The organism is Corynebacterium kroppenstedtii (assembly GCF_016894245.1).
Classification (GTDB): domain Bacteria; phylum Actinomycetota; class Actinomycetes; order Mycobacteriales; family Mycobacteriaceae; genus Corynebacterium.
Window position 1 is genome coordinate 1,699,597 of sequence record NZ_CP069792.1, and the last position, 12,740, is coordinate 1,712,336.

Annotated in this window: 8 protein-coding genes; 6 read left to right on the top strand and 2 right to left on the bottom strand. The window is 55.9% G+C overall.

The window, feature by feature from the left end:
* Positions 1–32 precede the first annotated feature (32 nt).
* The gene (locus I6J23_RS07390) at positions 33–1,064 is read left to right on the top strand and encodes a 6-phosphofructokinase (protein ID WP_204581506.1); all 1,032 of its coding nucleotides are present in this window, start codon (positions 33–35) and stop codon (positions 1,062–1,064) included.
* A 33-nt stretch (positions 1,065–1,097) separates the two neighbouring features.
* Here the strand turns inward: I6J23_RS07390 and I6J23_RS07395 are convergent, their stop codons facing one another.
* Positions 1,098–3,074, bottom strand: coding sequence for a gamma-glutamyltransferase family protein (locus I6J23_RS07395; protein ID WP_204581507.1), 1,977 nt, complete (start codon positions 3,072–3,074; stop codon positions 1,098–1,100).
* Between the two features lie 176 nt (positions 3,075–3,250).
* Between I6J23_RS07395 and I6J23_RS07400 the strand changes: the two genes are divergently transcribed.
* From I6J23_RS07400 to I6J23_RS07420, 5 genes are all read left to right on the top strand, one after another.
* Complete coding sequence (locus I6J23_RS07400; protein ID WP_204581508.1) at positions 3,251–4,468, top strand: YkvI family membrane protein; 1,218 nt, start codon at positions 3,251–3,253, stop codon at positions 4,466–4,468.
* A 62-nt stretch (positions 4,469–4,530) separates the two neighbouring features.
* Positions 4,531–6,090 carry an Asp-tRNA(Asn)/Glu-tRNA(Gln) amidotransferase subunit GatB gene (gene gatB, locus I6J23_RS07405; RefSeq protein ID WP_204581509.1) on the top strand — a complete coding sequence of 520 codons (1,560 nt, stop codon included), beginning with the start codon at positions 4,531–4,533 and terminating at the stop codon, positions 6,088–6,090.
* A gap of 84 nt (positions 6,091–6,174) precedes the next feature.
* The gene (locus I6J23_RS07410; RefSeq protein ID WP_204581510.1) at positions 6,175–7,527 is read left to right on the top strand and encodes a YkvI family membrane protein; all 1,353 of its coding nucleotides are present in this window, start codon (positions 6,175–6,177) and stop codon (positions 7,525–7,527) included.
* A gap of 57 nt (positions 7,528–7,584) precedes the next feature.
* Positions 7,585–9,009 (top strand): YkvI family membrane protein, encoded by a 1,425-nt coding sequence (locus I6J23_RS07415; protein ID WP_204581511.1) that lies wholly within the window; start codon positions 7,585–7,587, stop codon positions 9,007–9,009.
* Positions 9,010–9,119: 110 nt separating this feature from the next.
* A complete protein-coding gene (locus tag I6J23_RS07420) occupies positions 9,120–10,751 on the top strand; it encodes a DoxX family protein (protein ID WP_204581512.1) in 1,632 nt (543 codons plus the stop codon).
* A 133-nt stretch (positions 10,752–10,884) separates the two neighbouring features.
* Here the strand turns inward: I6J23_RS07420 and ilvD are convergent, their stop codons facing one another.
* Positions 10,885–12,735 carry a dihydroxy-acid dehydratase gene (gene ilvD, locus I6J23_RS07425; RefSeq protein ID WP_204581513.1) on the bottom strand — a complete coding sequence of 617 codons (1,851 nt, stop codon included), beginning with the start codon at positions 12,733–12,735 and terminating at the stop codon, positions 10,885–10,887.
* Between the last annotated feature and the right edge of the window lie 5 nt (positions 12,736–12,740).

Genomic DNA, 12,740 nt, shown 5'->3' on the forward strand with positions numbered 1-12,740 from the left:
AACATGGCGGCGATCCGGCTAGGGTAGTCACTATGCGTATTGCGACTCTTACCTCCGGTGGTGATTGCCCGGGACTGAACGCGGTGATTCGTGGGATTGTCCGCACCGCAAGTTCTGAATATGGCTCCACCGTGGTCGGCTATGAAGATGGCTGGGTGGGGCTCCTCGAGGAACGCCGAATTCAGCTCTACGACGATGAGGAGATTGACCGGGTTCTCCTCCGGGGCGGAACTATCTTGGGCACGGGCCGTTTGCACCCCGACAAATTCCGCGAAGGAATTGAACAAATTAAGGAAAACCTAGAGAACGCCGGGGTCGATGCCTTGATCCCCATCGGTGGCGAGGGAACGTTGAAAGGTGCTCTCTGGCTTCATGAAAACGGAATTCCTGTGGTCGGCGTCCCTAAAACCATCGACAATGACGTCAACGCGACGGACTACACCTTCGGTTTCGACACCGCCGTGTCCGTCGCCACTGACGCGATTGACCGGTTGCACACCACCGCAGAGTCGCACAATCGTGTGATGGTCGTGGAGGTCATGGGTCGGCACGTCGGCTGGATTGCACTTCATTCCGGTATGGCCGGTGGGGCTCATTACACTGTGATTCCCGAGGTTCCGTTCGATATCGACGAGATCTGTAAAGCCATGGAGCGCCGCTTCCAGATGGGCGAGAAATACGGAATCGTTGTCGTTGCTGAGGGTGCCCGCCCGAAAGAAGGAACCATGGAACTGAAAACTGGTGGGATTGACCAATTCGGCCATGAGGTTTTCACCGGCGTCGGCCAGCAAGTAGCCGATGCCATCCATGAGCGCCTGGGCCACGATGTTCGTACAACGGTCTTGGGCCATATTCAGCGCGGTGGAACGCCGACTGCTTATGATCGCGTTCTGGCTACGCGTTATGGTGTTCACGCTTGTCGGGCAGCTCACGAAGGTAAATACGGGACCGTTGCATCCCTCCAGGGAGAGAACATCGGGCTGGTCAGCCTCCAGGATGCCGTGGGCACGCTGAAGGTTGTTCCGATCGAACGGTACGAGGCTGCGGCTGCCCTCTTCGGATAATTATTTCGGGTAATCACCCGCCCATGCGGGGCATTACCCGCCCATGACGGCTCCTTCCCGACGCGGATCTGCTCCACCGAGGAGGTGTCCGTCGCGAGTTCGGACGATGGCGGATAGTCCACTCGATTGTTCGTCGAGGTTGACGGTGTGCCCTCGACACGCGAGCCCGTCGATCAGTTCGTGAGCCTCTGGCGTGGCCGTTCCGCTATGTCCGATGTCCGGATGCTCACCACCAATTCCGGTGTCCGGTGTGTTACGGGCCCCAAAATTGGGAAGAGCGACGGCTTGCTGCGGGTCTAGCCCCCAGTCGAGGATGCCGACCAATGTTTTGATGACGAATTGCGGAATGACGGCTCCGCCGGGAGATCCAACGACGGCGTAGAGGTCCCCCCGCTCACCGGTCTTCGTCGTGGTGTACACGATCGTGGGGGACATGGACGATCGTGGCCGTTTACCGCCTTCCACTCGGTTCGCCTTGAGGTGGCCGGCGTCGTCGCGGGGTGTTGCCTCGAAATCGGTGAGTTGATTGTTGAGCATGAACCCATCGACCATGTGGAATGAACCGAATGCCGATTCCACACTCGTTGTCATGCTGGCCGCGTTTCCATACGAATCGACGACGGAAATATGGCTGGTCCCGTGTTCTGGTTGATCCTCACCGCGGGCATGATCCGTGTCGAATGTTCCGGCTTTCGCTGTTCCCATGGATTTCTCTGGGTTGATCTGTGAATATCGCTGCGCGAGGTACTCCGGGTTGAGTAATTTCGTGTAGTCCCCGTCGGGGAGGTTCTCGAAATCGGTATCAGCAAGGTAGGCGTCGCGGTCCGCGTAGGTGAGTCGCTCTGCTTCAGAAATAGTATGGACCGCTTCGGGGGAGGGAACACCACCATTCTCGTCGACCTTGAGCGGTTTCATGGCGGACAGATTCGCGTGAGAAAGAATCCCCAGAGTGGCTGCTACCGTAACGCCACCCGAGGTGGATGGGGGCGCACCACAGACAATATGGGTGCGGTAGGGGCCACACAGCGCTTGTTTTACAGTGGGATTATATTTCGCGAGATCAGCCGTTGTTAAGGACGATGGCGTGGTTCCGTCGTGGTTGCTGCGTGCTCGGGCGACGATGTCGTCGGCTATTTTCCCGGTATACAGCACTTGTGGGCCACCCAGCTTGAGTGATGTCAGCGTCGTGGCATAGGCCGGGTTGGTGAGGCGTGTTCCGGTTTTCTTTCCGGTTCCGTCCGGGTTGAGGTAATAGGCCGCAGCTTCTGGATCGCGAGCGAGGTCTGCGGCATTGTCCTCAATTGTTGTCGCGAGCCGAGGGCTGATGTCGAACCCGTTCTCAGAGAGGGTGATGGCCGGTTGAACAAGGTCGCCCCACTGCGTTTTTCCGTGTTGAGCATGGAGTGCACCTAAGGCGGCCATGATGCCCGGTACGCCGATTGACCTACCGGAACGTCGCGCGTCGGGCTGCGGCGTGCGGGTATCGGTAGCGGATATCTGCGACAGGTAGGTGTCAGGTGCGTCGTCGGGTGCGATTTCACGGCCATCGATGGCGGTGACAGAGTCACTCGCGGCGTCGTGATACAGGATGTAGCCACCGCCGCCGATACCCGATGATTGAGGCTCTACCAGCCCTAACACGAGTTGCGCTGTGATTAGCGCATCAGCAGCGGTTCCTCCGGCGGCTAACACATCGCGGGCGGCAGCTGTCGAGACGGGATTTGCCGTCGAAATGGAGTACGAGTCCGTCTGCACCGCCGTCATGTCTGGGCGGTATTCGGTATTTGATTCGGGAGCGACGGAAATATCTCGGGGAGGTGTCGGCGGTGCAGCGTGTGCTGTCAGTGTGGGTGCCTGCGCATATCCGCTGGCAATAACCAGGACGAGGGTACCCAACAACGATGTCCATATCCGTCTGCGATGAGGTAATTGTGGTGATTGCGTCGCGACCAGTGGTGTCGACGGTTTTCGCTGGCTTTTCGACGTTTGTCGGTGGGGGAGCGAATTCATTCTTTTTACCTTATGGAACCGCTGTGACAGCCATCATTGTTTTTCATTAATAGTGTGTTACAAATGCGAGCGATCGTGTTAAATGGCGGTTTTTGTCCGTGTAGTCGAGTAACCTGTCCCGGTGGTAGCTGAGCCTTTCCGGCTCTCTGGTGATCTTGTTCCAAGGAGAACTCCTCATGTTCAGAAATACGCTTTCGATCGCTTTAGCTTTTGTGGGGCTGATCGTTGGCGCGGGAACAGCCTCGGGGCAGGAGGGGCTGCAGTTTTTCGTCGCTTTTGGACGCTGGGGCTTGTGGGGCGTGGTCCTCGCTGCGGTTTTGATGAGCATTGCCGGCACCTCTGTTTTTGTCCTAGGTAGCTATTACCGAGCCCAAGAGCACAAAAGGGTCATTGACAGTTCCGCGACCAAGTTGCTGGCCATCTTTTTGGACATCGGCATCCTGGTCACCCTGTTTTCGCTAGGGTTTGTGATGTTCGCAGGCGCGGGTTCAAACCTGAAGCAGCAATATGGTCTTCCGACGTGGGTGGGTGCGACGATTCTGCTGATCCTCGTCCTGGTATCAGGGATGCTAGATGTTTCCAAAGTCTCGGCCATTATTGGAGCGATTACTCCGTTCATCATTGTCTGTATCACGGTCGTCGGACTGGTGACGTTGATCGGAATTCATCCTGACTTCAGTCACTTAGACGCGTCCTCAACGGCCATCAACACGAATCTGCCGAACTGGTGGATTTCTGCGCTTAACTATGTGGGCTTCAACCTTATTTGTGGTGTGTCCATGGCCATCGTGATTGGCGGTTCCTACTTTTATCCGCGTCAGGCCGGAATCGGTGGCGGCCTCGGAGGTCTGATTTTCGGATTCCTGCTGATCGTCATCGCATTTTCGCTGTACGTGAAGGTCGATGACGTCAAAGACGCAGATCTTCCGATGCTGGCCCTCGCGGCGAATTTTAACGGCCCGTTCGGGTGGGTCATGTCTATCGTCATTTACGGCATGATCTTCAATACGGCGCTGGGTGTTTTTTATGCCTTGGCTCGTCGGTTGACCGCAAACCATGAGGAACGTTTCCGTCCGACGCTGATTGTGACAGCCCTGGTTGCCTTCGTGATCAGTTTCTTCGGGTTCAAAACACTGGTGTCGAATGTCTATCCAATCTTGGGATATGTCGGAGTCGTCCTCATGATTGTTTTGGTTTATTCGTGGCGTAAATCGCGGATCCAGATCCAGGAAGAGGGCGACCGACGTCGGAAATTGCATGAGTTAGCTGAGCGGAAATTGGATCCCACTAAGCGGTTCACGTCAAAGCAGAAGCGCCAGCTGCGGCACCTCATTGGCGAATCCAATATTGACGACGATGTGTTGCGCGACATCCTCGACCGCAATGACGTGTAGGTGTTCCGTGACCGATTGTCCCTTTACACGTTGTTGAACACTCTGGCGCTACACTGTTGGTTATGACTTCTCCCGCTCAGTCGATTCAGGATTATTCCGACGATGTTATGGACTATGATGACGTCGTCGCGCAGTTTGATCCCGTTATGGGAATGGAAATTCACGTTGAGCTAGCGACGAAATCGAAGATGTTTTCGTCGTCCTCGGTTGAGTTCGGTGACGCCCCTAACTCCCACGCCGACCCATGCTGTTTAGGTTTGCCGGGCGCTTTGCCTGTTGTGAACAAGAAGGGCGTTGAATGGGCAATTAAAATTGGTTTAGCTCTTAATTGCTCGATCGCTGAGCGGTCGCGGTTTGCGCGGAAGAATTATTTCTACCCGGATCAGCCGAAGAACTACCAGATCAGTCAGTACGACGAGCCCATTGCGTATGACGGTTATTTGGATGTTCAGCTTGACGATGGTTCTACGTTCCGCGTGGAGATTGAGCGTGCGCACATGGAGGAAGACACCTGTAAATTAACCCACATTGGTGGGCAGGGTGGCCGCATCGCTGGCGCAACAAAGTCCCTTGTCGACGCTAACCGCGCTGGCGTACCACTGATCGAAATTGTGACCAAACCCATCGTGGGTGCAGGTGAACGGGCACCAGAAGTTGCCCGTGCCTATGTCACCGCCGTGCGTGATCTTATGAAAGCCCTCAAGGTCTCGGATGCCCGCATGGATCAGGGATCGATGCGTGTCGATTCGAACTTGTCTTTGCGGCCGATCGGTACGGAAGAATTCGGTACCCGCACGGAAACAAAGAACATTAATTCGCTCCGCTCAGTGGAACAGGCTGTGCGGTTTGAGATGCAGCGCCAGGCTCAGTGTCTGAAGCACGGCGTCGATATTGTTCAAGAGACACGGCACTATCAGGAGACCGACGGGACGACGTCGAAAGGTCGCCCGAAGGAAACGATGGCGGATTACCGCTACTTTAACGATCCTGACTTACCACCCGTCGTCGCTCCATCTGAGTGGGTGGAGGACATTCGTGCGACGCTGCCTGAGCTGCCGTGGGTACGTCGTGCCCGGATTCAGAAGGAATGGAAACTTTCCGACGAGGAGCTTCGCGATCTCGTGAACGCGGGCGCCTTGGATCTCGTGGCTGACACTGTCGAAGCCGGCGCTACGCCAACTGAGGCTCGCTCGTGGTGGGTGTCCTACCTCGCGCAAAAGGCTAATGAGCAGGAAGTAGAGCTGGATTCGCTGCCCATCAGTCCTCGTCAGGTTGCTCGCGTGGCGGGTCTCGTCGCCGATGGGAAGCTGACTAATAAGTTGGCTCGTTCTGCTATCGATGGCGTCCTGGCCGGTGAAGGTCAGGAGAACGTTGACGATACTGATAGCCCGGACGTCGTCGACAATGTCGTGAAGGATCGTGGGCTTGAGGTTGTCCGTGACGACGGTGCTCTGGAGAAAGCTGTCGACGAGGCTTTGGCGGCTAACCCCGACATTGTCGAGAAGATCAAGGGCGGGAAGACGAAGGCAGCGGGCGCGATCGTTGGTGCAGTAATGAAGGCCACCCGCGGCAAGGCCGATCCGGCTCGTGTTCAGCAGCTCATTGTGGCCAAATGCAGTTAGGACGCTGTACTAACTATTAGTTGTAGCCCCTCGCCCGGTATGATTCCTCTATAGAAAGCTAATCAACCCTTTCTTGAGGATTCGATGTTCAAAAGAACAATTGCTGTTGCTATGTCGGTTGTTGGCCTTATCGTCGGCGCCGGCTTTTCATCTGGCCAGGAAGTGCTCCAGTATTTCGTGGCCTTCGGAAAAATGGGGGTGTGGGGGGCCGTCATTGTAGCGGTCTTAATGTCTGCGGCCGGAATGATTGTGTTGCAGCTAGGAAGCTATTTCCAAGCTGATGAGCATGCTGGTGTCTTACGCACCATCGGCACAAAAACGGTGTCATGGGTTTTGGATATCGGCATTGTGTTCACGCTGTTTTCCGTGGGCTTCGTGATGCTGGCCGGGGGCGGCTCTAACCTCAACCAACAGTTCGGAATTCCATCGTGGGTGGGGTCTGCGATTCTGCTGGTTCTCGTGTTGGCCGCAGGAATGCTTGATGCCGATCGCGTCAGCACAGTGATCGGCGCCATCACACCGTTCATCGTGGTCGCCCTTGTTGGGGCAGCAATATGGGCATATACGCACACCGATGGAAGCCTATCGAGCCTCGAACCGCTCACCCGGAACGTCGATACCAATCTTCCGAACTGGTGGATCAGTGCTCTTAACTACGCGGGCCTGGTCCTTATGGTCAATGTGGCGATGGCCATTGTTATTGGTGGCTCTCACCTTTACCCGCGTGAAGCCGGCCTCGGTGGGCTCGTGGGAGGCATCACGTTCGGTGTGCTGCTCATCATCAGCACCTTGTCGCTTTTCCTGAAGATCAAAACCGTTCAGGGGTCCGACCTGCCCATGTTGACGCTGGTTGACGACATCCACCCAGCGTTAGGCGTGGTCATGTCCCTGATTATTTACGGGATGATCTTTAACACCTGCCTGGGTCTGTTCTATTCCTTGGGGCGTCGACTAACCGCACGTCACCCGGAGAAATTCCGGATTGTGTTTACGGTCGTCACCGTGATTGGCTTTGCTGTCAGCTTCTTCGGATTCAAGGCGTTGCTGTCCAGCGTATATCCGATAATGGGATACGTCGGGTTCGTGCTTATCGCGTTGCTGTTCATTGCGTGGTTCCGTGGGCGGACTGCGTTGCATGATGAGGCCGGGCGTCGCCAAGAGGCTCGCGAACTTGCTGAGCGCAAGCTCGATCCGAATGTGCGGTTTACCTCGAAACAAGCTCGTCGGCTCCGGCACCTGATCGGGGACTCGAATCTGGACGATGACGATCTTCGGAAACTTATTCGCGACGACGTGACGAGTGATACCAAGTCTGATGAGGCTCCTGAACCCGAAGAGATCGATGAGCCGGATGCGAAGGACAGCGCGGGCGGAGGTACTAGCGCTGGGGGAGATACTGGCTCAAGTTCCACGGTGTCAAGCACCCCGGTGAACTAGTGGGCATCGGGAATAGCAGTCGATCGTTAAATTCGGAATAGATAGAAAGTTAGATCAGTGGTTAAACGCACAATAAGTATTGCGTTGTCCTTTGTTGGATTAATTGTTGGTGCGGGTTTCGCGTCGGGGCAGGAGATCCAGCAGTATTTCGTGTCCTACGGAACGTGGGGAATTCTGGGTGCGATTCTTGCCGCGGTGATCATGGCGGCAACAGGGTACACGGTGCTGCAACTGGGCAGCTATTACATGGCTGATGAGCACAATGAAGTATTGTCCGGCTCATTGCCCACCTGGGTATCCAAGTTTCTCGATCTCGCCATTATTGCCACGCTGTTTTGTATTGGATTCGTGATGTTCGCGGGTGCGGGGGAGAACCTCAAACAGCAGCTGGGGTGGCCAGTGTGGGCTGGTTCGGTCATCATGCTGGTTCTCGTTTTAGCAGCCGGCATGTTGGACGTTGATAGAGTTTCAGCCGTCATTGGCGGTATTACGCCATTTATCATCGTTTTTGTTGTCGCCGCGTCGATCTATTCCTTCGTTGATCGCAGTGATTCTTGGGGGCACCTCAGTGAGGTAGCCTCATCAATTCCCAATAGCTTCCCGAACTTTGCGTTGTCGAGTCTGAACTATGTGGGCCTGTCATTAATTCTGTCGGTATCCATGGCCATTGTTATTGGCGGTTCTCACCTGTACCCGCGTGAGGCGGGGTGGGGAGGCTTCTTCGGAGGCCTTACCTTCGGTATTTTGCTCACCATTTCAGCAGTTGCTTTATTGTGCTCCACGGCGACGGTTAAAGATGACGCATTACCCATGCTTTCCCTGGTGGATAACATCAACGGCGGCCTTGGTTGGGTCATGGCCGTGGTTATTTACGGCATGATCTTTAATACCGCGATTGGAATGTTTTACTCATTGGGACGACGCCTATCGGCCAAGCGTCCCGACAAGTTCCGCATTATTTTCATTGGCACGACATTGGCGGGATTTGTTTTGAGCTTTCTGGGGTTCAAATCCTTAATTGCGACGGTATATCCTGCCTTAGGTTACCTGGGCGTTTTCCTTATTATTGTGTTGTTGATTGCCTGGTTCCGCCGGCATTCTCGCATTGAGGATGAGGCTGAACGTCGTGATCGAATTAGCGAATTAGTCGAGCGCCGTGACAATCCGAAGAAGCGCTTTACCTCAAAGCAGCGTCGACAATTACGCCACCTTGTCAGGGCGTCAAATATTGAAAATGCGGAGCTGAGGGAAGCAGTGAGGAAAGAGCTCGATGAGGAGTCAGATGATGACTCACACGACGCTTCCTCACACGAGAACACGTCGGGTGATGGGGGAACATCTGCACAAGGCGAATCATCTTCCTCTGAGACTGAAACGCATGGGGATACTTTCGGCAGCCGATCGACGGAGTCCTCCGGCAGTAAATCAACCGATAACTCCGGTGGTCGGCCGGGAAGTGTGCCAGCGTCGGCGTCGGATTAGTTGACAACGGAGGCTCTCTCGAACCCCATTATCCCTGGTTGTAAGGATATTAATCGACACACCACGTAAATTATCTGCGTTGTGTCACTGTTCACCTTTAAAGTGGGGTTATGTTCGGAAGAAAGTCCCGCAATAAACCTAGTGGCCCTACAGCTGATACCCCTATCCCTGACCGCGAATCTCGCGACGAGATCGATGTGCCTACATCTGATAAGCCCATATCGACGGGGAACAGCGCCGAAGCCGTGCGCGGGAGCGCGTCGGCGGAAGGGGATTCCCACAAGGTGCAGGAAAAGTCCGCGCCGTCATTGTCGTATGGGGCGATAGATCACCGCGGGCTGGATCCTTGGGATGACACGTCACGCGGGTCCTCCGACGCAAGTGACTCACGCGATTTAGACGATCTTCAGGCAATGGATGATTTAGACGACATTCCGACGGTTGCCGGATCACGGCCGGTCAAGCCTGCTAGTTCGGCTAGCTCTGCGACGTCGGAGGATCGTGCGGAAGATCATGATCAGGATGATCACGCAGGTGACCGCAGGGCCACTGGGCCTGAGCGTGTCACAGCTCACGATGTGCCTCACGACGTCGCTAGTAGTGAACCAGAATCTGAAGGGCCATCTGAGGAAGATTATGCAGCCGACGAACTCACGGTGGTTGAGCAGCGTCCGCAGGGCCGGCGTGACATTTATGCCTTGACGGGGCGGGCGGCACCACAGGTGATCACACCTCGTGAGCAGCCTCAGGAAGCGAAGACTCATGATCCGTTGTTCGATGAGCCTGAGGACATTCCGGGTGCGCGGTCATCGTCGGACGAGGATGCCGTTTTCGCTAACGCTCCGGTGTCAGATTTAAATATGGCCAGCATGGATGAGGACGAACCTGTCGCGGCAACCCCGTCTTCGGCGGACAGGAGTGTGTCGTCGGAATCCGCGCCACGATACGGGACCCACGACACATACGTTGATAGAGGCGATGAGCAGATCAACGAGACACGCGTCGATATGCCGACGTCGGGTGCCTATGACCGTGACGACGTCGAGAGAGTTCGCTATGCCGATGACCGTCAGAGTGATAAGGCAGCCACTGCTGTGATGGGGGGTAATGACGTCGCCGATGAATATAGGGATGGTGCTGTTCCACTGGGCTCGGAGGATGATCGCCCCATTGATAGCACTGATGATGTCGACGTTGATGACGAAATCGGTCACGATGAGGACCCGCGCCGGGGAACCACCGATTTCGGACTGTTCCTCATTCGCCTGGCTCTGGGAGCGATGCTGTTGTTCTACGGTGTCCGAACTCTCTTCGAGCTAGGAGGTAGCTCTGGCGTTGATGGTTTGCACAACGACTTTTACTTCATGAAGGGCAATGAACTTCTAGCCTGGGCCGTGCCCATCATTGAAACTGCCGCCGGGGCGTTCCTTGTTCTGGGCGTACTTGCACCGCTGGGCGCCTGCATGGCGGTTGCGGTATCGAGCTTTATGGCCATGTACTCCATCGACCTCCAGCCGGGCGCATTCTCGCCGTTTAACATGGCTCCGCACGTACAGGTGTGGTTGTTGCTCACCGCATTATCTATCGGTGTGGCGTTCAGTGGCCCCGGAAGGTGGGGAGTGGATGCCGCTCGCGGTTGGGCTCGACGTCCGCTGGGGAGCGGCTGGTTCAGCACGATTATTGGATTGCTCGCGGGAGCAGCGGTGTGGGTCGTTGTCGCCCAGTCGAATCCATTCAACTAAACCATTAACCGCATCGGCCGGGGCCTCGCGTGCGTCATTCCTACGCTTCGGTTTCTTACGCGTTCAACACTGACGGTTGAACTCCGAGAGTCCGGGCAGGTTCTTCACTATTGCGAAACGGACATCGGGGGAACTACCGGCGATCGTTGACTTTCCGCACAGCACCCGTATCAGCGCTGGTAGCCATAGAGGCATACGCCTGGAGCGCCTTGCTCACCCGTCGTTGACGGTTCAGCGGGTGCCACGGATGCTCAGAGGCGTTCATGTTCTCACGACGCTCTGCCAACACATCCTCGGGCACGTCAAGGGTTAATTGGCGCTGATGGACGTCGATAGTCACGGTGTCACCGTCGTGAATAAGACCAATCAGGCCACCGTGTGCTGCCTCGGGTGAAATATGTCCAACAGAAATACCTGATGAGCCACCCGAGAAGCGCCCATCCGTGATCAGCGCGCAGTGGGTTCCTAAGCCAGCGCCTTTCAAGAACGCGGTAGGATGTAGCATTTCTTGCATCCCAGGACCACCGGCGGGGCCCTCATACCGGATGACGACGACCTCGCCGGGTTTGATCTGCTTGTTCAAAATAGCGTTAACGGCATCCTCTTGTGATTCCAACACGTGGGCCGGTCCAGAGAAGTGCCATAGCGACTCATCAATTCCGGCAGCCTTAATGACCGCTCCGTCCTCAGCGAGGTTCCCGCGCAAAATAACCAGCCCACTATCGGCGGTATAAGCGTGGTCCACGTCGCGGATGCACCCGTTTTCGGAGTCCGTGTCAAGTTCGTCCCACTTATTATCCGTGGAGAATGGGACCGTTGTTCGCACGCCACCTGGGGCAGCATGGAACAAATCCAAAGCAATTTGTGTGGGGTTATCCGTACGAATATCCCAGGTTTCTAACCAGTCTGACAGAGTCTGGGCATGCACCGCGTGGACATCGTCGTGGAGTAGCCCGGCACGGTTGAGCTCGCCGAGGATCGCAGGGATTCCACCCGCACGATGGACGTCTTCCATGTGGTAATTGGAATTCGGCGCGACCTTGGACAGACAAGGAACTTCCCTAGACAGACGGTCGATATCGGTAAGATCAAAATCGATGTCGCCCTCTTGCGCCGCGGCAAGAATATGCAGAACAGTGTTCGTGGATCCACCCATCGCCATGTCGAGGGTCATGGCGTTATCGAAGGCATGTTTATTGGCCACCTTACGTGGGAGGACACTATCGTCGTCATGGTTGTAGTAACGCTGGCACATATCAACGATCATCCGGCCGGCGTTCTCAAAGAGCGCGCGCCGGGCCGCATGGGTAGCCAGAGTGGAGCCATTACCGGGGAGGGACAGCCCGAGCGCCTCCGTCAAACTATTCATGGAGTTCGCGGTAAACATTCCTGAACACGAACCACAGGTCGGACATGCCGAATTCTCGACGATAGACAGCCCTCGGTCGTCGACACTATCGTTTGCCGACGCGGAAATCGCTGTAATGAGGTCGGTCGGAGTATGCGCAACCCCATCGACGACGACAGCTTTTCCCGCCTCCATGGGGCCGCCGGACACGAAGATGGCGGGAATGTTGAGACGCATTGCCGCATTGAGCATTCCTGGAGTGATCTTGTCACAGTTGGAAATGCAGACGATTGCGTCCGCGGTGTGCGCATTAACCATATACTCCACGGAATCGGAAATGATTTCGCGAGAAGGAAGCGAGTAGAGCATCCCGCCGTGGCCCATGGCGATTCCATCGTCGACAGCAATGGTGTTGAACTCTCGAGGAACACCGCCGGCCTCTTGGATGGCACTAGCGACGATGTCCCCGACGTCCTTGAGGTGCACGTGGCCGGGAACGAACTGCGTGTAGGAGTTCGCGATGGCGATGATGGGTTTATTAAAGTCACTATCTTTTAAGCCGGCAGCCCGCCATAACGCGCGAGCTCCAGCGGCGTTGCGGCCTTGAGTAGTGACCGACGATCGTAGGGGGATCATAGAGT